The sequence below is a fragment of the Phyllobacterium sp. TAF24 genome (assembly GCF_052113785.1).
GTDB lineage: Bacteria > Pseudomonadota > Alphaproteobacteria > Rhizobiales > Rhizobiaceae > Phyllobacterium.
Map to the genome: position 1 here is coordinate 1 of NZ_JBFRDN010000032.1, position 22,887 is coordinate 22,887.

Annotated in this window: 25 protein-coding genes; 9 read left to right on the plus strand and 16 right to left on the minus strand. The window is 53.6% G+C overall.

From position 1 onward, the window contains the following. Positions 1–226 (plus strand): autotransporter outer membrane beta-barrel domain-containing protein (locus AB4Y96_RS21720; RefSeq protein ID WP_441919823.1); only part of this gene is annotated, 226 nt, incomplete at its 5' end. Next, on the plus strand, positions 226–756 hold the full coding sequence (locus AB4Y96_RS21725) for an invasion associated locus B family protein (protein WP_441919824.1): 531 nt from the start codon (positions 226–228) through the stop codon (positions 754–756). The genes AB4Y96_RS21720 and AB4Y96_RS21725, both read left to right, overlap by 1 nt. Positions 757–790: 34 nt before the next feature. Here AB4Y96_RS21725 and AB4Y96_RS21730 read toward each other — a convergent pair whose 3' ends face one another. The 8 genes from AB4Y96_RS21730 to AB4Y96_RS21765 form a co-directional block, all read right to left on the minus strand. Then, positions 791–1,429 (minus strand): TerC family protein, encoded by a 639-nt coding sequence (locus tag AB4Y96_RS21730; RefSeq protein WP_441919826.1) that lies wholly within the window; start codon positions 1,427–1,429, stop codon positions 791–793. A gap of 155 nt (positions 1,430–1,584) precedes the next feature. After that, positions 1,585–2,406, minus strand: coding sequence for a carbohydrate ABC transporter permease (locus tag AB4Y96_RS21735; protein WP_441919828.1), 822 nt, complete (start codon positions 2,404–2,406; stop codon positions 1,585–1,587). A 44-nt stretch (positions 2,407–2,450) separates the two neighbouring features. After that, positions 2,451–3,326: a carbohydrate ABC transporter permease gene (locus tag AB4Y96_RS21740; protein WP_162700261.1), complete on the minus strand. Its 876-nt coding sequence runs from the start codon at positions 3,324–3,326 to the stop codon at positions 2,451–2,453. A gap of 14 nt (positions 3,327–3,340) precedes the next feature. Continuing rightward, on the minus strand, positions 3,341–4,447 hold the full coding sequence (locus AB4Y96_RS21745; protein WP_441919830.1) for an ABC transporter ATP-binding protein: 1,107 nt from the start codon (positions 4,445–4,447) through the stop codon (positions 3,341–3,343). Positions 4,448–4,537: 90 nt separating this feature from the next. Next, positions 4,538–5,800 carry an ABC transporter substrate-binding protein gene (locus AB4Y96_RS21750; protein ID WP_441919832.1) on the minus strand — a complete coding sequence of 421 codons (1,263 nt, stop codon included), beginning with the start codon at positions 5,798–5,800 and terminating at the stop codon, positions 4,538–4,540. Between the two features lie 35 nt (positions 5,801–5,835). Then, positions 5,836–6,771, minus strand: a complete 936-nt coding sequence (locus AB4Y96_RS21755; RefSeq protein ID WP_441919833.1) for a carbohydrate kinase family protein — start codon at positions 6,769–6,771, stop codon at positions 5,836–5,838. After that, on the minus strand, positions 6,762–8,147 hold the full coding sequence (locus tag AB4Y96_RS21760) for a family 4 glycosyl hydrolase (protein ID WP_441919835.1): 1,386 nt from the start codon (positions 8,145–8,147) through the stop codon (positions 6,762–6,764). Before AB4Y96_RS21760 ends, AB4Y96_RS21755 begins: the two co-directional genes overlap by 10 nt. A gap of 57 nt (positions 8,148–8,204) precedes the next feature. Further along, entirely contained in the window at positions 8,205–8,396 is a 192-nt protein-coding gene (locus tag AB4Y96_RS21765) for a hypothetical protein (RefSeq protein WP_441919893.1), read from the minus strand. Here AB4Y96_RS21765 and AB4Y96_RS21770 point away from each other — a divergent pair. Next, positions 8,355–9,119 carry a GntR family transcriptional regulator gene (locus AB4Y96_RS21770; RefSeq protein ID WP_441919890.1) on the plus strand — a complete coding sequence of 255 codons (765 nt, stop codon included), beginning with the start codon at positions 8,355–8,357 and terminating at the stop codon, positions 9,117–9,119. The two genes, AB4Y96_RS21765 and AB4Y96_RS21770, sit on opposite strands and share 42 nt — an antisense overlap. A gap of 36 nt (positions 9,120–9,155) precedes the next feature. Here the strand turns inward: AB4Y96_RS21770 and AB4Y96_RS21775 are convergent, their stop codons facing one another. Next, entirely contained in the window at positions 9,156–10,052 is an 897-nt protein-coding gene (locus AB4Y96_RS21775) for a LysR family transcriptional regulator (RefSeq protein WP_441919837.1), read from the minus strand. A gap of 135 nt (positions 10,053–10,187) precedes the next feature. On the opposite strand from AB4Y96_RS21775, the gene AB4Y96_RS21780 reads away from it, so the two are divergent. Both AB4Y96_RS21780 and AB4Y96_RS21785 read left to right on the plus strand, forming a co-directional pair. Then, positions 10,188–10,565 (plus strand): Atu4866 domain-containing protein, encoded by a 378-nt coding sequence (locus tag AB4Y96_RS21780; protein ID WP_441919838.1) that lies wholly within the window; start codon positions 10,188–10,190, stop codon positions 10,563–10,565. A gap of 44 nt (positions 10,566–10,609) precedes the next feature. Beyond that, positions 10,610–11,344, plus strand: coding sequence for an SDR family oxidoreductase (locus AB4Y96_RS21785; protein ID WP_441919839.1), 735 nt, complete (start codon positions 10,610–10,612; stop codon positions 11,342–11,344). A 111-nt stretch (positions 11,345–11,455) separates the two neighbouring features. Here AB4Y96_RS21785 and AB4Y96_RS21790 read toward each other — a convergent pair whose 3' ends face one another. Next, a complete protein-coding gene (locus AB4Y96_RS21790) occupies positions 11,456–11,953 on the minus strand; it encodes a hypothetical protein (protein WP_441919841.1) in 498 nt (165 codons plus the stop codon). 158 nt (positions 11,954–12,111) lie between these two features. Beyond that, positions 12,112–12,759, minus strand: coding sequence for a LuxR C-terminal-related transcriptional regulator (locus AB4Y96_RS21795; RefSeq protein ID WP_441919843.1), 648 nt, complete (start codon positions 12,757–12,759; stop codon positions 12,112–12,114). Between the two features lie 226 nt (positions 12,760–12,985). Between AB4Y96_RS21795 and AB4Y96_RS21800 the strand changes: the two genes are divergently transcribed. After that, positions 12,986–14,074, plus strand: coding sequence for a sensor histidine kinase (locus AB4Y96_RS21800; protein WP_091885829.1), 1,089 nt, complete (start codon positions 12,986–12,988; stop codon positions 14,072–14,074). Further along, complete coding sequence (locus tag AB4Y96_RS21805) at positions 14,071–14,844, plus strand: LytR/AlgR family response regulator transcription factor (RefSeq protein ID WP_441919845.1); 774 nt, start codon at positions 14,071–14,073, stop codon at positions 14,842–14,844. Before AB4Y96_RS21800 ends, AB4Y96_RS21805 begins: the two co-directional genes overlap by 4 nt. Positions 14,845–14,852: 8 nt before the next feature. Here the strand turns inward: AB4Y96_RS21805 and AB4Y96_RS21810 are convergent, their stop codons facing one another. The 3 genes from AB4Y96_RS21810 to AB4Y96_RS21820 all read right to left on the minus strand — a co-directional run bounded on the left by AB4Y96_RS21810 (position 14,853) and on the right by AB4Y96_RS21820 (position 18,973). Next, positions 14,853–16,061, minus strand: coding sequence for an MFS transporter (locus AB4Y96_RS21810; protein ID WP_441919891.1), 1,209 nt, complete (start codon positions 16,059–16,061; stop codon positions 14,853–14,855). Between the two features lie 222 nt (positions 16,062–16,283). Further along, positions 16,284–17,774 (minus strand): AbgT family transporter, encoded by a 1,491-nt coding sequence (locus tag AB4Y96_RS21815; RefSeq protein WP_441919847.1) that lies wholly within the window; start codon positions 17,772–17,774, stop codon positions 16,284–16,286. A 14-nt stretch (positions 17,775–17,788) separates the two neighbouring features. Further along, positions 17,789–18,973, minus strand: coding sequence for a M20 metallopeptidase family protein (locus AB4Y96_RS21820; RefSeq protein ID WP_441919849.1), 1,185 nt, complete (start codon positions 18,971–18,973; stop codon positions 17,789–17,791). A 142-nt stretch (positions 18,974–19,115) separates the two neighbouring features. On the opposite strand from AB4Y96_RS21820, the gene AB4Y96_RS21825 reads away from it, so the two are divergent. After that, entirely contained in the window at positions 19,116–20,018 is a 903-nt protein-coding gene (locus AB4Y96_RS21825) for a LysR family transcriptional regulator (RefSeq protein WP_441919851.1), read from the plus strand. A 21-nt stretch (positions 20,019–20,039) separates the two neighbouring features. On the opposite strand, the gene AB4Y96_RS21830 is transcribed toward AB4Y96_RS21825, so the two are convergent. Beyond that, complete coding sequence (locus tag AB4Y96_RS21830) at positions 20,040–20,939, minus strand: LysR family transcriptional regulator (protein WP_441919852.1); 900 nt, start codon at positions 20,937–20,939, stop codon at positions 20,040–20,042. 102 nt (positions 20,940–21,041) lie between these two features. Between AB4Y96_RS21830 and AB4Y96_RS21835 the strand changes: the two genes are divergently transcribed. Next, the gene (locus AB4Y96_RS21835) at positions 21,042–22,031 is read left to right on the plus strand and encodes a zinc-dependent alcohol dehydrogenase family protein (protein WP_441919854.1); all 990 of its coding nucleotides are present in this window, start codon (positions 21,042–21,044) and stop codon (positions 22,029–22,031) included. 28 nt (positions 22,032–22,059) lie between these two features. Here the strand turns inward: AB4Y96_RS21835 and AB4Y96_RS21840 are convergent, their stop codons facing one another. Further along, positions 22,060–22,680, minus strand: a complete 621-nt coding sequence (locus AB4Y96_RS21840; protein WP_441919855.1) for an invasion associated locus B family protein — start codon at positions 22,678–22,680, stop codon at positions 22,060–22,062. Positions 22,681–22,887 lie beyond the last annotated feature (207 nt).

The following is a 22,887-nucleotide window of genomic DNA, read 5'->3' on the forward strand; positions in this document are numbered from 1 at the left end:
ACGCTTGCCTTTGCCACCGGCAATGGCTTCTCGGACGCTTGCCTTTGCCACCGGCAATGGCTTCTCGGTGGCGGGTGTGCCGATTGCCGAGGATACGGCGATGGTTGAAGCTGGCGTTGACGTCAAGCTCAGCCGCCGGGCAACACTGGGTCTCACCTATACGGGCCAGTATGGCTCGGGTCTTACGCAAAATGCCGTCGATGCGAAGCTTGGCGTGAAATTCTGATGCGTTTGCAGAATGTGATCTATGGAGTGGTGGCAAGCTTGCTTGCCACCACTCCGCTTTATGCCCAGACCGAAGCCAAACCGGTTGCCACCCCCTCCTCCCTTTCCGAAACCTACGAGGATTGGAGCGTAAATTGTGCAGTTCAGGAGAGCGGTGCACGTCGTTGTGCCCTGTCACAGCAACAGATGCACAAGGGAGGGCAGCGCGTATTGACAATAGAGTTCGTGCCTGACGGTGATACGGGATTGAAAGGCAACCTTGCCATGCCCTTTGGCCTTTACCTTGAGAAAGGTGTCACGTTCCGCATTGACGACAATCCTGCAGGAAAACCTTCACGATTCCGGACCTGTATTCCCTCAGGCTGCATTGTCCCGCTGACTTTCACCGATGCAACCACCAAAGTCTTGCGTAAGGGAAAAGTCCTGAATCTTGGAGCCTTCGCCAGTGACACCGAAAAGGACGTTACGTTCTCCATATCCCTCAAGGGTTTCGAGCCCGCACTCAACAGAACGATAGAACTTCTGAGGTAACGAACAGAAAAACCTTCCCCCCAAAGCCTATCAACTAACTATGCAGATAAGTCAGGACTTCGAGGGTTCCGCGATAGACCATTTCCAAAGCGACATAAAGAATGATCGCAAGGCCAATGTAAGCAATCCAGCGATATCTCTGCAGCAGGCGCGCAATGAAACTTGCGGCCAGCCCCATAAGGGCAATGGACAATATCAGGCCAAACACCAGAACAGCCAGATGCTCGCGTGCAGCGCCCGCTACCGCCAGCACATTGTCCAGTGACATCGACACATCTGCAATGACAATCTGCCAAGCCGCCTGAGCAAATGTTTTACGCCCGGTCTTTTCACCTGAGGCCGTATCTTCATCCAGTGTACCGTCAATATCCACGTCGTCTGCATTGCCATTGTGCAATTCACGCCACATTTTCCAGCACACCCACAGCAGGAGAATGCCGCCGGCAAGAAGAAGACCAATGATCTGCAGCATCTGGCTGGCGACGGTGGCAAAAAGAATCCGCAGTACCGTGGCAGCAATAATCCCGACAAGAATGGCCTTGTTTCGCTGCTCGCGCGGTAAACCGGCAGCCGCCAGACCAATGACCACCGCATTGTCTCCGGCCAGAACCAGATCCATCATAACAACTTGAAAAAGGGTTGAAAGTGCCTCGGGAGTAAGGAGTTCTGTCATACTGCCATGCCTATCGTTTCTGCGCCTGCGGTTTTTCACACTCAGTCATGCGAATCTCGCAAAATTGAGCGATCCCTGAAACGAGGAGAATCCTATCTCATAGAAATAATCAGGGACACCCCTGATCGATTCAGCATGCATTTGACATGCTTCGGTCAGCCTTTTACGGCTCCGGATGTCAGTCCCGCGACGATCTTCCGCTGGAAGATAAGAACGAGAATGAGCAGGGGTAACGTGACAGTCACAGATGCCGCCATAATTTGCCCGAACGGGTACTCATAACGGCTGCTGCCGGTCAGCAAACCGATGGCAACCGGAACCGTTCTGTTCTCATCAGTCAGGATGAATGTCAGCGCAAACAGGAACTCATTCCAGGCAAGAATGAATGCAAGCAGACCGGTGCTTGCAATGGCCGGACCCATTAGCGGCAACAGGACGTGCGTCAATATCCGCATCCGCGAACATCCATCAATCAACGCAGCCTCTTCAAGCTCAACAGGCAGATCGCGAATGAAACTCGTCAGAACCCAGGTCGAAAAGGGCAGGATCAGCAACAGATAGGAAAAGATGAGAGCCGCAGGTCGATTGTAGAATCCGAGCCAGCCAATGACCTCGAACATGCCGGAAAGAACCACCACTTGTGGAAATACTGAAATCATCAGAACGCAGATGAGAATGATCCGGCTGAGCTTGAAATGCAGACGCCCAAGCGCGTAAGCCGCCAAAAGACTGATAACCAGCGATAAAACGCTGCTGGAAATGGCAATGATCGCCGAATTGACGATCGCACCCATGAAGATGGGATTGTTGAACAGGCTGATATAGTTGCTGAAATCAAGCGACGGCACCAGACTGAAACTATAGAGGCTCTCACGGGTTTTTGTGGAGGAAATGATCGCCCAATAATATGGAAACAGCATATAGATGAGAACGAGCGTGACGCCAGCATAAAGACCGATACGCTTGAGGGCCTTCAATCTGCGATATGTTCTATTCGAGTAACGGTCAGATGTTTGGGTCACTATGCCGTGCTCCGGTCAAGCCGCAACAGGCTGACAATCAGGATGGCAATCAGCCCGACAATCAGAAACACCCATGTCGAAGCCGCAGAACCGACGCCAAGATCCTGAAACCCGATAAGCTGGTCACGCGCATAGATCGACATCGTCATGGCTTTTTCGTTATTGGCGGCGATCACATAGCTCAGATCAAACATGCGCAGTGCATCGAGCGTGCGGAAGAGAACGGCGACACCGATTGCAGGGGCCGCCAATGGCAGGGTTATCGACCATAATCGTTTCCAGGCCGGCACGCCGGACACTTCGGCAGCCTCATAGATTTCCTCCGGGATAAGTTGCAATCCGGCAAGAATGAGAAGCACCATAAACGGTGTCGTAACCCAGATATCGATGAAGATGACTGTACCGAGGATGAGAGATGAATCTGCCGTCCAGGCGATACCTTTGTCCAGAAAGCCCAGCCAGATAAGCGCCTTGTTGATCAGGCCGAATTGATCATTGAGCATCCATTCCCAGATCTTGGCCGACACAACCATCGGCATCGCCCAAGGCACCAGAATGGCGGCGCGCACCAGACCACGTCCAGCAAAGGCGCGGTGCAAGAGAAGCGCGATGCCGAACCCGAGCACCGTTTCGAAGCTGACGGATATCAGTGTGAAGATCATGGTATTCGTCACGGCACCCCAGAAAACCGGATCTTCCATGACGGTTATGAAATTTTGCAGACCAACAAAGCTGTACTCAGACGGATTGTCCAGAAAGGCATTGGTGAAGGAAAAATACACATTGCGTACAAGCGGCCAAACCGCGACAGCCGCCAGTGCCACGAGAAGCGGTAGAAGAAAAAGCCATGCTGTCCTCGTTTCCCGATTGCGCATTGGAATGCCCATCCTCAACTTTGCACAGCCACGACGGGACCGCGTGCCGCTTCAACGTCGACACGTATCCCAGCCTCATTGAAGAGATAAAGATCTTTGATCTGCCAACCCAATCCGACGGCTTGCCCGGGCGCATGTCCCGAAAGAGGCTCCGTCGAACGAATTGTCCACACCAGATCATCAGACAGACGAACATAGGCGATGTGTTCGTAGCCTAGGTCTTCCGCTCTTTCAAAGGTGCCACTAATGGATTGAGCTGTTCCGGCTTCGATAATTTCCAACGCCTCCGGTCGCAGCCCGAGTGTCACAGGCTGAGAATTTCCGGTGCCGCTTGTTGCAAAAACAAAGCCGGAGGGCCCATGCAAAAGACCGGAAGACGTATCAGTATGTACGGGTGCAAAATTCATGCGCGGACTTCCAAGGAAACCGGCAACAAACCGATTTGCGGGGCGGTCATAAAGCTCGCGCGGAGTTCCAACCTGCTCGATACGTCCATGATTGAGAATAACGATCCGGTCGGCCAGTGTCATGGCCTCTGTTTGATCGTGCGTGACATAAATCATCGTGGTGCCGATCTCGGCGTGCAGTTTGGCAATCTCGAACCGCATCTCCATACGCAAATCGGCGTCAAGATTTGACAGTGGCTCGTCGAATAGGAACAGTTGCGGTTGACTGACAAGAGCCCGCCCGATGGCGACACGCTGGCGTTGCCCACCCGAAAGCTGCTTCGGCCGCCGATCCAGGAGATGGCCGATCTTCAACATGTCTGCCACTCTCGTCAGGCGCTGGCGGATTTCAGCCTTGGCCATACGCGCAGTTTCGAGGGCAAAGCTGATGTTTCGCGCCACATTCATATGCGGATAGAGCGCATAGGACTGAAAGACGAAGGCGATACCGCGTTTTGACGCGGGAACATCAGTAACCTGCTCGCCTCCGATAAAAACATCGCCTTTGGAAACAGGCACAAGGCCCGCAATCGCCCGCAACAGGGTCGATTTTCCACAGCCGGAAGGACCAACGAAGACAATAAACTCGCCGTCTTCAATTGTCAGATCGATCGACTGCAAGACATCGAATGCGCCAAAGCTTTTGCTTACTTCCTTCAGAGTGACGGATGCCATTTCACTGTCCCTGGATATTCTTCGGCCACTGTTTGCAATATTTGCCAACCCGCCGGAGAGACAGGCTGGCAATATCTGCGATTCCGAAACTTAGTTGGCCTTCACATCGCGTTTCAGCCGCTTCTCCAGCTGCGCCAGTTCCGCACCAATGTCCCCGGTTCCCGAAATGATATCATGGACCGAGCGGTAGAAAGAACGTGAGACACGATTGTAATCCTTCCCCGTAACCGCCGATGGACGCGCGACAGATTCTTCAAATGCGCTTTTTGCCATTGGGAGGAAAGGAATTTTCGCAAGCACATCCGCATCGCTGTAGAGGGCTTCGACCGTCGGGTTATAGCCGCCCTTTATGGCTCGCATCTTCTGATCTTCCAGACCAACCATATAACGCAAGAGATCAGCGGCCTTTTCCTTCTTCTTCGAATATTTGGAAACGGCAAGATAGGCTGTCCCCAGTGTACCACTGGACTTCTGGCCTTCAGCGCCGACAGGAAGCGCCGACACACCGACCTTGCCTACAAGCTTGCCGCCATCAGCCTGCGACGTACCCCAGACATAGGGCCAGTTTCGATGAAACACCGCATTGCCACTTTCGAAGAGTGCCCGGGAGCTCTCCTCGTCATAGTTGAGGACGCCCTTCGGTGAAATCGTGTCGATCCATCCCCTCGCCCGTGTCAATGCGGCAAGTGTCTGAGGGTTGTTGACCGTAACAACGCCCTTGTCGGAAAGAATTGTTCCGCCACCGCCCGAAGCCATCCATTCCATGGCATCACAGGTAAGCCCTTCATAGCTGCGTCCCTGCCATGAATAGCCCCACATATCGGCATTGCCTGCCTTGCGTTCGCTATCCTGAATTTCCTTGGCAGTTGCTGTCAGCTCATCCCAGGTCTTTGGCGCTTGTTTGCCGTATTTTTCCAGAAGATCCTTCCTGTAAAACATCAATCCGGTATCGATGTAAAAAGGCATGGCAAGCAGCTTGCCATCAATGCGCGCCGCCTCGACAGCAGATGCAAAATGCGCCTTTACTTCGGCTTCTGGAACCAGCTTGCTGATATCTTCGAAATGATCTTTCATCATACCGAGCCAGATGACATCCACATAGAGCAGATCGACATCCGGGGAATTTGAAGCAAACAATTGCTGGTAGATCGGAATGGCATCGTCAAGGTTTTGTGGCGTCCGGTTAATCTTGACTTCATTGCCCGATGACTTTGCCCATTTCTGTGCGCCCTCCTCGCAGAGTTCATAATCGGTCGCTGAGCAGAACATGGAGATTGTTTCAGCTTTTGCGGGTAATGCCGCCGCCATTGCCAAAACTGCGAGACCTGCAAGTGCCTTCAATTTATATTTCATGATCGTTCCCTGCTTTTCTTGTTTATTGAAGCGAATTAGATCGCGGCTCTGCGCCGTCGATATTGGTCGAGATCGGAATGAAAGGGTAAATTGCGGCCGCCATAACCGGTGACTGCCAGCGAGCCGCAAATGACTGCGACTTCGAGCGCCGAATAAAAATCCGGTTCATGCAACATCCCATGCACAAAGCCGGCATTGAAACTATCTCCAGCCCCTGTGGTATCGAATACGTCTACAGCCAGAGCAGGAACATGGTAGATCTGCCCGTTTTCCGAAGCGATTGCACCATCGGCACCGCATTTGATCACCACAGTCGGGCAATACTGCGCGAGAATCTTCAGCGCGGCGTTGATATCGCTCTCACCCGTCAGCGCCTTCGCCTCGCTCTCATTAGGCAGGAACACATCGATCTGCCGAAGGGCTCCAATCAAACCCGGTGCAGACAAATCCATTTCAATGTGCTGACAATCGGAACAGACCTTGATGCCAAGCCGCCGGGCGGCATCCACGAGTGCGAGACGCTCCGGCGCTAGTGAAAAGCCCTGTAAGAGTAGAATTTGAGGCCGTATACGCTCCAGGTCCGCAGGAAGGGGGCTCGGATCGCGATCTTCGCTGTAGCTGATGAAGCCACGGTCATGGGTGAACGAGAAAGCAGAACTGAGACGACGCCACGGTTTCTGGAAATGTATGAAAAGCCCTTCGTCGATACCCTCACGCCGCGCCTCCTCGATAATCATCTGGCTGAACACATCATTGCCGAATGCACACCACCAGCCGGCCTCTGTGCCGAGCCTCGTCAGGGCAAGGGCTGTCGAAAATGCAGCGCCGGGGACCCATTCAAATTCCTTCGCCCAAAGATCAGCACCAATCTTCGGCACGTCAGGCAAACCGCGAAAGATCAGGTCGAAGTAATATTCGCCGACCACCATCACGTCATAGAGCGATTGAGAGGCCTTTGCGGTCACTTCCACTCTCCTGCGTACTGTGCATGCGCGGCGAGATATTCATCCACGAGCGGTACCGCCCGGGAATAGGATAGGACCAGCGGGTGGGCCATCAAGGCTTCTACCGCGACATCGCGACTGCGTTCCCTGATCGCCCGCACCGCAAGACGCTCGTAGCGCTTTACATTCTGAACGAGTTGGAACTGCGCTTCCGGCATTGCCCCCATCTTCACGGGCCTTATTCCATCCTTGTCGACCACACAGCTAACCTCCACCACATCATCCGCACGCAATCCATCGATAGCGCCCTCATTGCGAACGTTCAGCCCGCTATAGCAAGGTTTTCCTGTTTGCAGGGCATCTATGAGATTGAGCGCTACCCCCGCATAACCTTCCCCCTCCTCGCCATGATCCCCCGCTGCAGGAACGTTGGCCAGATGATCGGCTTCTTCCATGGTTGGCGCATCGTCGAGCGCATAATGCATATAGGTGGCGCTGCGCCGGCGTTCATAGGCGTAATAACGTGCCAGCGCCTCATCCGCACTGGTGTCGAGATTGATCGTACCCAGTGTCGCCATCAGTGCCTTATTGAGATCCTTGACCTCTTCACCGCGCGTGCGTTCATCAGAATTCAAGGCCTCCACTGCCTTTTCGGCATAATAGTAATAATAAAGATATTCATTGATCCAGTTGCGCTGATGACGGATCAGTTTTGCATCGAACATGCGCTGCGATGTTGCACTCAAGAAGCTGTCGTCATCGAGAAGCGGCTGCAGCACCTCTTTACCGTTGATTTTGGCGCTGCGTGTGAAGGAAAGATGGTTCAGCCCGGCCACTTCCGCGTGTACATCGTTTTGGGGAACCTTGAACCAGCGCGCCAGCGCTTCCTGGGCACCATTTGCACCATCACAGATGCCGATTGTACGATGATAGCCTTCGTCCTGCAGCGCTTGGGCGACCAGACCAGCGGGATTGGTAAAGTTGAAAAGCCACGCATTCGGGCTGACCTTCTTCAATAGTTCCGCATATTTCAAGATCACGGGGATACTGCGCAAAGCCATGGCAAAGCCGCCGGGCCCTGTGGTTTCCTGCCCGAGTACGCCATGGGACAAGGCAATGCGCTCATCCTTGATGCGGCCCTCTTCGTCGCCCGGTCGCACCGTCGTCACCACATAGCTTGCGCCTTCAAGTGCCCTCTCGGCATCACTTGTCGTGGAAATCTTGACCGGCGACTGGCTGCGGCGCGCAAGTTCCTGACTGATCCGGCCAAACAGTTCGAGCTTCGTTTCGTTGATATCCTGCAGGCAGATTTCCGTCAGGCCGCTTCTTTCCGCACGCCTTAGCGCTGACCCTACAAACAACGGCGCGCGGACACCGCCACCACCAACCAACGCAAGCTTCATCGATTGCTCCAATGCTCCAACTGTGCTATCGGTACTGGTTATAACCAGTTATGTCAATCAATCGAAACCAACAATCTTCGAACTTGGAATTCCAGGCTTCAGGGCGGCATTCACAGGCAAATTTTCCAGCAGCTTGTATTGAATTGGCGAAGGTGCAATCTGAACGATGGATACCGAAATCCAGGAAAGCAAAGAGTTGAGATGGCAATGACAGCGCCGCCCGGTGGCACCTTGATAGATCGCAATCATCCGGAACCGCTTTACGTTCAATTGCGCATCATCCTGAAATCCATGATCGATGCCAGGCAACTGCAACTCAATGACAAACTCCCGTCCGAGCGTGAACTCGTTCAATTGTATGGGGTGAGCCGAATTACCGTGCGACAGGCGATAAAGGACTTGGAGAATCTCGGGTTTCTTCAGACGCGCGCAGGAAAAGGCATTTACGTCACAGAACCAAAGCCCACCTATGAAATCGAGATTGTCCGTAGTTTTACAGAGACCGCTGAAGCAAATAACCGCAAGCCGGGGATGCAATTGCTGACGGGCGCGGTCATTCAGGCCGATCTGGATATTACACGACCGCTTTCTCTGCCCGCCGGCTCGAATGTTGTTTTCATCGAGCGGTTACGCTTTCTGGACGATTTGCCTGTTGTGGTGCAGCGGGACTGGTTTGCCGAAGCGATCGCGCCCGGAATTCTCGATATTGACTGGAACAATGGAAACAGATCGCTCTATGCAGAATTCAACACCCGTTACGGCGTCGTTCCAACGCGGGGTCAATCGACCCTGAGTGCGCGGCTTGCATCCGAACAGGAGGCAAAGCTGTTGCAACTGGATCTCCCAGCGGCGGTCCTTACGCTTGATCAAATCGCCTACGACAATGAATATCGACCGGTTAACGTCAGCTCCATGGCATATCACCCGGTGCGTTATCCGTTGTCGCTGACTCAATCCCGGCGACGGATGTGAGACCCTTATCTGCAAAAGCGCGATGGGCGTGTTAGGCTAAAGCTTACGATATTTGCGGATGTAATCGACCAGTGCCCGAAGTTTCAAAGGTTGCCGCTGTCGCTTGGGATAATAGAGGTAAAAACCCTGAAATGGCGGACCAAAGTCTTCCAGCAAGGGCTTCAACTCTCCTCGAGCGATATATGGCTGGAACGTCTCCGTCATGCCGAAGGTGATACCCGCGCCAGCACATGCCATGCGGATCATTACTCCCATATCGTTGGTGGTTATTGCAGGATCAACTGCAACATCAAAATCACGGCCATTCTCCGCAAACTCCCAGCGATAGGGTGCTGCATCAGGGCGCGGCCGCCATCCAATACATATATGGGAGGAAAGATCGCGCGGGTGCTCCGGACTGCCACGGCGTGTCAGATATTCGCGAGATGCAACTGCACACTGCTTCTGTTCCGATGAAACAGGCACTGCAATCATATCCTGCTCGATAACTTCACCGAGCCGGACACCCGCATCAAAACCCGCTTCAACAATGTCGAATTCATCATCAGTGATCGTGATGTCTAATCTTACGTCCGGATAGGCTTCCAGAAATCCAGCGAGAAGTGGGCCAGACAAAAAATTCTCTGCGATGGAGGATGCGGTGATCCTCAACATTCCACTCGGGCGGCTCTGCATCTCGCGTAGGGCCTGCAAGGCGCTGCCGACCTGCGTCACCGAAGGTCGAACCGTCTCGTAGAATATTTCACCCGCTTCGGTCAGGCGAACACTGCGGGTCGTGCGCTGAACCAGAGCCACTCCCACCCTATCTTCGAGACGCTGCAGCGCTTGGCTCACCGCTGATCGCGTAACGCCGAGCCTCTCGCCCGCAATGCGAAAATTCCGCGCTTCGGCCACTGCGAGAAATACCGAAATACCTTCGAGATCATCCATCATTGGTTATATTTACTAACCAAACTCTTCTGGATTAGCAACTCGATCTCACCAGAGGGGAGCGGTATTTCATATTTATCAGCAACGGGAGACGCGGAGCCACCTCGATCCCGTGATCCCAACCACAGGAGCATAACAATGGTTGCACAGCCTTCCACCAATGCAGCGCTCGGTCTCCTGGTCGCTTTAATAACGATTGGTGCGGTCGTCATGCCCGCATCGGGAGAAACCACGAGCAAAGCGCTACCGAGACATCAACAGACAAGCGAGAAGACAATGCCAGAACACCCTTATGTTGGACTATGGATCACTGATGACGGTCATGTACGCCACGAGCTTCTGCCGAATGGACGCTATGACGAAGCGCGGGGTGGCCGGGAAAGTGCCTATCAGGGCCGTTACGAAGTATCCAGCAATCACATTGAGTATTGGGACGATACCGGCTTTACCGCCGATGGTGACTTCGTTGATGCCAACACCCTCCAGCATGGCGGCATGATCCTCCACCGCAAATGACGCAAGCCACAACCTCAAGCAATCCAAAATAAGTGGAGTATAAAATGTCGAATATTAAAGGAAAAGTTGTTGCCATAACCGGGGCAAGCAGCGGCATCGGCGAAGCCACCGCAAAGATACTCGCGGCGGCGGGTGCTCATGTCGTCATCGGCGCTCGTCGTGTTGATCGCCTGCAGCAGCTTGCCAGAGAAATCTCCGAAGCTGGAGGGACAGTTCGCACAAGACGGCTGGATGTTACCGATCAATCAGATGTGCAGGGCTTTGTGGATTTCGCCAAATCGGAGTTTGGCCGGTTGGACGTTGTTATCAACAATGCGGGTGTTATGCCCCTCTCCCCACTTGAAGCACTCAAGGTCAATGAGTGGGACCAGATGATCGATGTTAACATCAAAGGCGTGCTGTACGGGATAGCGGCCGCTTTACCCCATATGAAAAGGCAAGGCTCTGGCCATGTTATCAACGTCGCTTCCATCGGCGGTCACAGTGTATCTCCAACAGCGGCAGTCTATTGCGCGACCAAATTCGCAGTCCGCGCGATCTCTGATGGGCTGCGACAGGAAACGGATCAATTGCGGGTAACGATCATCTCGCCGGGCACGACGACATCGGAACTTGCCGACAACATCAGCGATCCTTTGGCCCGCGACGCCATGAAAGCCTGGCGCGCAATTACGATCAGCTCCGAGGCCGTTGCTAACGCTATCCTCTATGCGATCAGTCAGCCGGAAGACGTTGATGTGAGTGAAATCATTATCCGGCCAACAGCCAGTCCCCATTGAGTATAAGCAATAATCAGATGGATTGAATCGCCAGATGCGGCTCGATCCATCGATTTTGTTCGGCAAGCTTACCAATAGCGGCATAATAAACGACGATTTCTGTACGGCGCGTCATTTGGAATTGATCTCCTTTGTCGCAAGCAGAGCTTCGGCTCTTGCGGTCAAGGGACACCCTTTGCCTTTCAATATTGCGAGAGCTTCCATGGCATTTCGGCGGCTGGCTGTATTGGCAGCAAATGTACGGATGGATGCCCGAAACTCAAAAACAATATTCACTGTGCCGATGGTGGTGCGCAGATCCACAGCAGACACGTCCGTGTAAGGCTGCCGCTTCAGACGGATCACCCTGTATTCCAGATCGCTCTCATGCAATACCAGCAAGGGTGCAATGGACGAACTGGTCCTGGCGATCCAGACTACATATTTCCATCCACCAAAGGCAGCGACCAGAGGCACATTTATCCCGCCATCCGGCAGCTTCGTGAGACCCTCACGTTCCACTTGCCGTTGCTTGGCGCGAAACATTGTGATTATGAGCCAGAAAGTCAGACCGACACCACAAGCGACCAGACAAAAAAACACAACAAACAAATAGGGTTGGGCATTCATTTATTCGTCCTGCCCTTTCGCACCAAAGATCACGCTCGATACTATGTATCATAAAGCGATTCAGCTTTGGCACTGCAAGTCCTTGGAGTTTGTTTGGGAATGAAATGATTACCAAAAATGAACTGGGATCGAACAACCGTCAGCAAATCTCATGCAAATTATGCGCGACTGTCGAATCCCGCAAGGACTGCCTTTGCCGCAGCTGCCGATCTTGAACTTACACTTAGAACACGCAAGAGAGCGGAAACATGGATACTGACGGTATAAGGCGAAATATCGAGTTTCCGGGCAATTTCCTTGTTGGTCTTTCCTTCGGTGATCAAGCGTAAAACCTCGCGTTGCCGCGCCGTCAGGAAAGAGATGTCGGTCCGGCGGCCAGCGGGAGGCGGCATTACTGATGACGACCGCTTGATAACAAACTCACCATCTTCAATGCTGCGTATGGCGGCACTCACTTCGTCAGGCATAACAGCTTTGTTGATAAAGCCATTCGCACCCATACCCGCAATCCGATCAATTGTGGCCGCATCATCCAGCATTGACAGAATGATGATGGAGGAATGTTTGAATTCCTGCCGCAGCTCTGCGATTGATCTGGTTGGGTCAAGACCGGGAAAAACCCAATCAAGAATAAATGTGCGTGGCGCCGGTCCGGTGCGTGCCAGTGCAAGCATCTCCTCCATGGTTCCCGCTTCCTGTATCTCGGCAAATGGATACAGACGCTGAACAATCCGGCGCAATCCTTCGCGGAACAAGGGATGATCGTCAGCTATGATCGTTCGGTTTTTTTCTGATCGGTCCGTCACATTTATTCCACAAGCAATGAAGCTTCGACCAAGAGCGGGGGATGCCCTTCGTATTGGCTCCGGCGAGCACCTATCTGCGGCGCTATAGCAAACCCAAAACCGGTAAGAATTCAGCTTTCTACGAATGGCGACACCACCGGACGAAGCGCGCGGCTTTTCTACGAACGGCTGATTTTGATCGACGAGCGGTTCTCGACAGAAAGGACGCGTTGGAAGATAAAGACATATGGAACAGGCGAACAGTGCGACATTGCCAAATGGCAGCTATTACAGCGACACCGTACGCCGTGCCACGCTTTGGTTGGGCATTTGCTATTGGGCAACCGAATTTATCATCAGCAGCATCATGTGGGGAATTCTCGGCGTAGATCCAATGGAGGCCGCTCCGGGTAAATTCGTTTTAATGCTGTATGGAATCGGCATGACGCTGGCGATTTCATTTGTCATCTACAAGCTACACAATGTGCATCTGGCAGTTAAAATAGTGACCTGTTTTGCACTGGCTCTGGTTGCAGCGGCAATCGGCGCAGTTGTTGATTTCATTATATATTTGGTGTGTATTCTGCCTCAGGTGGCGGTGTTCAACTGGACCAATTTTGGCTATACACTTGTTTATGGCATGTCCCTTTTTCTGGGATGGTCCTGCCTCTTCGTTGCTCTACTCTACAGCTTTGAGATACGCGAGAATGAACGGCGGCTGGCGGCATCGCGTGAAGAGGCCCTGTCAGCTCAAATGCGTGCTCTTCGCTATCAGGTGAATCCGCATTTCCTTTTCAACACGTTGAATTCTATCGCGGGTCTGGTTGAGGAAGGAAACAACGTTGGAGCAGGTCGCATGGTCTTGTCGCTCTCTTCATTTTTACGCACCACGCTCGAACTTGACCCCCTTAACGATGTGAGGCTGGCGGAAGAACTGACATTGCAAACCGGATATCTCAACATCGAAGGGGAACGCTTCTCAGACCGCATGAAAGTGCGTGTCGATGTGGCACAAGAACTGGAGAACGCCCTTGTGCCAAGCCTCATTCTCCAACCGCTTATCGAAAATGCCGTCAAGCATGGGGTCAGTGACAAGCCCGGCATGGTCGAGATTCTGATCAGCGCTGGTCGTGTCGGTGAGGTCTTGAACCTTTCGGTCGAAAATGATGTTTCAGAGACCCCAAGGCAGAGCCGTATGCAAGGTATGGGGATCGGATTGAAAAATGTGGCCCATCGCATTGAAACACGCTTTCCGGGCGCGGGTTCGTGCGTCGCAGGATATGTGGCGCCAAGCCGGTTCAGGGCCTCCTTGACCATGCCTTTGAGGCTCGCATGAAAGAGCTTTCCGTCCTGATTGTAGATGATGAACCTTTGGCGCGCCGACGACTGATGCGCATGCTGGAGACGATCCAGGGGTTCCGGAAAATAGGTGAGGCTGGCGACGTTCGTCAGGCCTATGAGCGTGCCGCCGAATTATCACCGGATATTATGCTGCTTGATATTCAGATGCCAGGCGGCAGCGGCTTTGATGTGCTAGAACAATTGGGAACAAACGTGCCTGTTGTGATCTTCGTGACAGCGTTTGATCACCATGCTCTTCGGGCTTTTGATGCATGCGCCGTCGACTATGTCACCAAACCCATTGAGCCTTCCCGATTGCATTCCGCTTTGGTCCGTGCCCGCTTGGCTGTCGAAGCACGCAGCAGCGTGGAACATGTCGAAGAGCTGCAGGAAACTATTGCGGCGTTACGACAAGCTTTGCGTAAGGACGAACCGCGAAATACTGATCTTTGGATCAAGCATCACGGCGATTCCATCCGGCTTCCGCTGGAGAAGATAAACTGGATAGAAGCGGAACGCGATTATGTCCGCATCCACACCAGCGACAGGCATTTTCTTCACCACGAAAGCCTTGCGTCCATGGAACGGCGGCTTGATATCTCCGAGTTTATTCGAATCCACCGGAGCGCAATTGTTCGCCGGAGCTGCATTGCCAAATTGAAACAGGCACCTTTTTCAGCGTTGATTGCAGTTCTGGCCGACGGCAGTGAAATCCGCGTCGGCCGGACTTATTCAAAAACGGTACGTGTATTTACCGGTGCGTGATCATACGATCATGCGGCATCAAATGCCGGTTTGTTTTTCGCTGGCAATGCCGGGAATGCAAGTGCGATAGCGGCAGCTCCCAGTCCAACCAGTGCCGAGCCAATGAAAAGCCAGGAATAATTGTTGAAGTTGTCGAATATCCAGCCGCCGATAAGTGGTCCAAATGCCATGCCGATGCTTGAGAGCATCGTCGCAGCGCCGAAGACCGTCCCAATGATACGCGGGCCGAAATATTCCCGGGCAAGTACGGCATAGAGCGGCATCACGCCGCCATAGGCGCTGCCGAAAATCACTGCGAGCGCATAGAATTCACCCAGCTGACTGACAAAGAGATATGCGGCCAGCACAATGGCCTGCACCAGCAGTCCGGCAATCAGGACAGGCTTCACCCCGATCCGGTCGGCCAGTCCGCCATAAAGGAGACGACCGCCAAGGCCGGCCAATCCTTCCACACTATAGATACTGACCGCCGCCATCGGTGCGATACCGCAGATAGTGGCATAATTCACCATGTGAAAGATCGGCCCTGAATGGGCAGCGCAGCAAGCAAAGAAAGTAAAGCCGAGCACAAGAAACTGTGGCGACTTGAATACTTTTGACAGTGATGGGGCAGCACTCTGAGCAGATAAAGTGGTATTGGATTCGCTGGGCTCGACCGGTGCCCGGCGGACGAGCAACGCTGCTGGCAAGAGCAGAACCCAGGCTGAAATACCGATAATCAGCATGGCAGTTCGCCAATCATAGGCTGTAATGAGCCAGCGCGCGAACGGCGATATGGTCATTGGCGCAACACCCATACCTGCAGAGACCAGCGAGACGGCAAGGCTTCTATTCGTATCAAACCATGCGGTCGTGGCTGCAATCATTGGTGCAAAAAATGTGCTGGCGGCGAGACCAACGAGAATGCCGTAGGTCAGCTGAAACTGGAGAAGCGACCCCGCACGGCTTGCAAGCACAAGCGCCAGCCCCAGAAGTACAGCCCCGATGAGGACAACAATGCGCGGACCAAAGCGATCACTTGCTGCACCCCACAAGAAACCGCCAATTCCCATGACGATGAAATTGAGTGTCATCGCGGTGGAAATACCGACATGCGACCAGCCGGTATCCGATGCGATGGGTTCCTGAAAAATTGCCAGCGAGAACATTGCTCCGAGAGCAACGCATGTCATCAATGCGCCTGAAGCGACGATGACCCAACGATAGGAAGTATTCATGTTCATGTAACTCCTCATTGCGATCAAGAGAAGCGCCATGGATTTGATGGACTATGCGCTCCTTAAAGCCAAGGACGTTTGAACTGACGAGATTTCGACAATGATACTGCAATTTTTTGCAAAGGCAGCAAATATAACATTTGGTTGTTCATAGGTGTCGGCGGAAAGCACCAACCCCAAGCCCGCAGATGCGACCTCGGGGTTGTGTTATGAACACTGCCGTTACTTCAGAAACAATCCGACGCCCGGCGCCAGTGGCAGACCGACCTCGATCCAGAATACAAGGAAGGCTGTCCATGCAACGAGAAAGCCGACCGAGATCGGCAGTGTCATTGCCGCAAGAGTCCCGATGCCAGCCTCCTTCCGGTAACGCTGCAAAAAGGCGAGACACACGGCAAAATAAGGGCTCATTGGCGAGATCACATTGGTAGCCGAATCCGAGATACGGAAGGCTGCCTGCACCAGTGCCGGCTCCATTCCCACAAGCATCATCATAGGCACGAAGATCGGCGCCATGAGTGACCACTGGGCCGAACCTGACGTAATAAAGATGCTCATGACTGTCGCCAGCAGGATGAAGGCAAGGACAAGCGGCGTGCCGCCAAACCCGCTGGCATCCAGCAAATGCGAGCCGCTGATCGCAATCCACTCGCCAAGATTGGTCCATTTGAACCATGCCAGGAACTGCGAGATAGCAAAGAAGAGTACCAATGTCGGCGCCAGTTCCTTCACCGCGTCAACCATGTACCCGACACCATCCCGGGCACTTTTGATCTTGCCGACAGCCACGCCATAAATCCAACCAAGCAACAGAAAGAACACCGCAAGGATGGCCACGACACTTTCGATCAATGGCGAAGGTACAAACCCACCCGTTTCATTGCGCAATGGTGATCCGGCAGGCAGGATTGCTGCCAGGATAACCACAGCAAAAGCCAAAGCCGCCCAACCGGCACGTTTCAGGCCTTGCATTTCCAACGCGCCGATTGGTTGAAGATCCAACGCAACATCGCCCGTATATTTACCGGCCATCGGCTCAACAATACGCTCGATGACGAATGTTCCGACAACCGACAGGAGCAATGCAGAACAAGCGATGAAGTAGTAATTATCCAGCGGTGAGACATAGGCCTTCGGGTCAATTGTATGAGCCGCGCTGGTGGTGATGCCGGAAAGGATGACATCCACCGGAGTGATCAACAGGCTGGCATCATAACCGGCACCCACAGCGACATAACCCGTGACCGCGCCGACCAGTGGATTTCGGCCAACCGCCTGAAAGATCATCGCTGAAAGCGGGATCAGGACGATATAGGCAGCATCGGAAGCTACGTGGCTGCACATCCCCACCAGAAAGATGACGAAGGTTGTCAGATGCTTCGGCGCCTTCATGACGCTGACCTGCATCAAGCTGGCGATCAAGCCCGCACGATCAGCAACACCAATAGCCAGCATGATGACAAGGACCACACCAAGCGGCGGAAAGTTGATATAATTTTTGGCTAGTGACGTCAGAGCAAAGACAAGTCCATCGCCTGATATCAGGCTCTGAACGTAGATTTCCTTACCGGTTTTCGGATTGACCCCGGCTGCACCATTGAGTGCCATCAGCCAGGACACGATGGCGACAACCAGACACAGTATCAGAAACAGAATGAAGGGATGGGGAAGCCGGTTTCCGGCGCGTTCAATTACATTAAGCAAACGTTGCATGGACCTGGGTATCCTTAAAACGACACGTTGGAAACAGCTTGACCCGAACTGGCGAGACGGCGCTCGGCGATAGCGAGAAACATTCCCGCAGCAACCGGCAAAATCTCATCGCGATAGTTGTAAAGCGGGTGATGCAGATAGGCACCGTCCTCACCATTGCCGACAAAGAAAAAGCAGCCAGGCACACGCTCCAGATAGAAGGCGAAGTCCTCGGCGCCCATCGTCGGCAATGTATCAATCCGGCCTGCCTTATCAGGACCATAGGTTGCGATCGCCGTGGCAACGGTGAAGTCGGTCTCATCAGCGTCATTGACCACAGGCGGAATGCGCATCTGCTGTTCGACCGTTGCAACGGCACCGTGTGCGTCGCAAATCTGTGTCACGACGTGGCGCAACTCCCGGTCGATGAGTTCATAAGCGGCGGGCGAACCATCTCGGGTATTGATTGATAGCTTTACCGCAACCGGAATGATGTTGTGGCTATTGCCGCCGTGGAACTGGGTAACGGTAACAACGCCGGATTCCAACGGTGACAGACGCCGGGAAATGACACTCTGCAGCCCTTGCACCACCGCGGTGCCAACGAAGATCGGATCAACCGCCAGATCCGGCCGTGAGGCATGGCCCCCCTTGCCGGAAATCGCCACATCGTACAGCGTGCTACCGCCCATGGCAGGGCCTGTTTTGGCAAACACACGGCCGAGCGGATATCCCGGACGGTTATGGTAGCCGTAAATGGCGTCGACACCTTTCAGCGCCCCGGCCTCAATCATGCGAGCAGCGCCAAGGCCACCCTCTTCAGCTGGCTGAAACAGCAGCTTGATTTTACCGCTCAGGCGATCATGTAGTCCGGCAAGTCCGGTGGCTGCCAGCAAAAGCGATGCGGTGTGCCCATCGTGCCCGCAGGCGTGCATCTTTCCCGGATTGCGCGAGGCATAAGCCAGACCAGTCTCTTCAATAATGGGCAATGCATCCATGTCGGCGCGAAATGCAATGGTCAGACCGGGACGACCCGTATCGAGGATTGCAACCACCCCGGTTTCCGCAAGACCGGTGGAAACATCATAGCCCAACCCACACAGACGTGACGCCACCAGCTCAGCAGTTGCGTGTTCTTCGTATTTGAGTTCGGGATTAGCATGCAAATGCTGACGTGTCGCTATTGCCTCTGCAATAGCCTCGGCCGAAAAGACGGTCATGGACCCCTCCTGTTTTCAATTGATAGTTCCCTGCCGGATGCATGCAGCTCCGGTTTTTTTCGTTGATACCAACAGCATTTTGATGCCACAATCGCTTTAATTCGCATAAATCATTGCCGAAACGGCAAGGCAAAAGGTTCTCATGCAAAGCACTGGACTGCGTTATTTTCTGGAGGTTGCCCGATCGGGATCTATCGCCGACGCATCGGCTCGCCTGAACGTTGCCGGATCAGCTATCAGCAGGCAAATTGCCAAGCTGGAACGTGAGCTGGGTGTCGAACTGTTCGAGCGTCGGCCAAGAGGAATGGTGCCAAGCGCAGCAGGGGAAGTGCTGGCCGCCCATGCGCGCAGAACAACACTGGATGCAGAACGGGTGATCGCGGATATCCGCGATCTGCAGGGACCGCATCGGGGCTTTGTACGTCTTGCGAGCTATGAGGGTTTTGCAGTCGATATTTTGCCCGAAGCTATGGCCAGATTCCGGCGAGACTATCCAAGCGTGCGTTTTCATCTTTGGGTTGGCAATTCCATCGAGATTGCGCGCCTCATCCATGATGGTGAGGCTGATATTGGCATGACGTTCAACTACGCCCCGCCGCGTGGTGTTAAGATCGAGCAGATCATCCGCCGGCCAATGCATGCACTCATCCCGCGTAATCATCCGCTGGCCGAACGCCAGAGCATTACAATGGCCGATACCCTCCCCTATCCTGTCGCTCTGCCTGACAAGGACAGAACGCAACGTCATCTGATCGATACGGCCTTTGCCATGCAGGGGCTCACGATTAATCCCGTGCTATCGACCAATTCCATTTCTGCGCTGCGGCGTTTTGCGGACACTGAAGGTTGCATCCACTTTAGCAGCGCCCTACGCATCCCCGGCAGGATAGCAATTGGAGAATACGTCGCTATCCCCGTTTCAGACGATGTTATGACCGATAGTGTTCTGCAAATTTTGACCATGGAGGGGCGCACATTGCCTGTTGTTGTTCAGGCTTTCCTCAATGACTTGCTCGCAGAGATATCAATCGTTCCTGAGGAATGATCAGAAGTGCCTCTTCACGTTTCAAGTCATGAACTTTGGCAGCGCCGCCGCCAGTGCATCAACAGCCAGACGGATCTTCAATGGCAAGTGCGGTGTCTGTAACCATAGCGCGTAGACATCGTAAGGAAATTCCGGCTTATCCGGCAGGAGCTGGACAAGCGCACCCGCTTGAATACGTTCGCGAACGAGCCAATATGGAAGCCAGGCAAGCCCCATGCCGGTGGTCGCGGCGTCAGCGATTGCGTCGAGGTCATCGAGCCTTAACCGGCCAACTGGCATGATCTCTACAGGAGGTTGATCCTTTTGGGGAAATAGCCAGGGCCGAACACGTCCGGACCGGTGGTAAATGATGGTTTGATGTCTGCTGAGTTCATCTATCTGCCGCGGCTCGCCCTGCCGCTCAATATAGGAGGGTGACGCACAGACGACCATACGTTGACGTGCAACGCGGCGGGCAATCACACCGGCCTTATCCTCCAGATCGCCGGTTCGAATGGCAAGGTCATAGTTATCGTCCGCAAGATCGGCAAAACGATCATTCAACGACAGATCAAGTTCCAGCGATGGATATTGTTGCACGAGCTCAAGCAAAACAGGGGCAACGCAGCACCGTCCGAAGTGCACAGGCATGGTGACACGCAGCTTCCCGTGGGGCTGAGACAGTTGATCGGCTGCAAGTGCATCTGCTGCCTCGGTCTCGGCCAGAATCACCCGGCAGCGCTCATAATAGGCGCGCCCGAAATCTGTAAGACTTTGGCGACGCGTGGTGCGATTGATGAGACGTACGCCAAGCCGCTCTTCAAGAAATCTTATATGTTTGCCCACCATCGGGCCAGAGAGTTCAAGCGCGTCAGCGGCAGCCGCAAATGATCCCAGATCAATGGCTTTGACGAAGACAGCCATGCTTGTAAGGCGATCCATATTCAAAACTCCTGGTTTCTACTGTTCTTCCTCTCGTCCTATTTATCCACTCTACAGCCACTGGCATAGCTTATTCAGTTCAATTGTTTTGGAGTTATAGCTATGGCGCGCGTTGTTCGCTTTCACGAGCATGGTGGCCCTGAAGTCCTGCGTATCGAAGATATCAATATTCCGAAGCCTGACCGGGGCGAGGTTCGCATCCATGTCAAGGCGCTGGGTCTCAACCGGGCCGAAGCACTCTTGCGTTCCGGGAATTATATCGAAACACCTACCTTCCCATCCGGACTGGGTCTGGAAGCGGCTGGTATCGTCGAAACGGTCGGCGAAGGCGTACGGAATCTCGTGGCCGGCGACGCGGTCAGCATCGTGCCACCAGTATCGATGGTCCGCTGGCYAGCCTACGGCGAACTTGTCACATTTCCTGCTGCGTTTGTCGTCAAGCACCCACCGTCCCTTAGCTGGGAAGCTGCCGCAGCCATATGGATGCAATATCTCACGGCTTACGGCGCCCTGATAGACATCGCCAAACTGCACCGGGACGATTTTGTTGTCATTACAGCTGCATCAAGCAGTGTCGGCCTTGCGGCCATCCAGATCGCCAACATGGTTGGTGCCACCCCGATCGCAGTCACGCGGACCTCCGGTAAGAAGAAAGCCTTGCTCAACCATGGCGCTGCGCATGTTATCGCGTCAGCTGAAGAAGATCTGGAAACAAGGCTGAAGGACATTACCGGCCCGGATGGGGTGCGGGTCGTACTCGATCCGATCGGTGGCCCAATATTCGAGCCTCTCACTGCCGCAATGTCGCGCGGGGGCATTCTCATTGAATATGGCGGCTTAAGCCCTGATCCGACGCCTTTTCCACTGTTTGCCGTGCTGAGCAAGGTGCTGACGCTTCGCGGCTATCTGGTTCATGAGGTTATTAGCGACCCTGCACGGCTGGAAGCCGCCAAGGCGTTCATCCTTGATGGGCTGATGTCGGGGGCGCTCAAACCTGTAATCGCCAAAACATTTCCATTCGACCAAATTGTCGAGGCGCATCGGTTTCTCGAGTCGAATGAGCAATTCGGCAAGATTGTCGTGACAGTTTGAACGGCTACGCTTTATGCCGATTCAATCGCTATTTTGCGAGCACCGAAACACGATCCTGCGCTTCAGCAAACCCGTTCAGTGATACGTTGAGGACGACTGGCTTATTATCGGCACTTGCAACCGCGTTTACTTTCAGGACTTTGCCTTTTCGTATGCCGGCCAATTTTTCAACACTGAAAGACAGAGGAACGACACATCCAACAGGAAAACATGTCCTGAACGGCATAGTTGTATCTGGCTTACCCTCATCCACCTGCAATGTTGCACCCGAAGCCAGCGCGAGACCGAAAGGCAATACAAGATTGCCAGTAACGCTTTTGGCATCATTCGTCGTCAATTCGATACTCAGAATGACCTGACCATTTTGCTGGGTTTGTTGCTGCGAGAACGAACAACTTTTTCCAGCCTGCTGCTGAACGCAGGAAACCCGCCAATCCTGATACGTCTCCTGAATGGAAGAAGCTCCTCCAGGAAGCGTTGAGGGCGCTGGTGCTTGAGCAAAGCTCTGGGTAGACATGAGGAATGGGATTACAAATACGAAACCGAAACGCCACATCATACTGTTACCACCTGACCCCATTTGCTGAATGCTCATTACTGTCTTGATTATAGCCATGGCCCGAAACAATGCCATCCCGGAATCGCTCATACTATAGTCGCCCACCATCCCAAAAAAGAGCCGGACCAAATGGCCCGGCTAAGTTGTGAAGGCCAAAGCCTTCCCTTGGGGTGGGTGTCAGCACAATTGGAGTAAATTGCGCCAACGTTTTCGATGTAATCCCGCTGTCTGACACATGCAACAAGAATGTCAGCCAAACTGCCATATTAGAAATTATGAATGCGTACGCGATTGCAT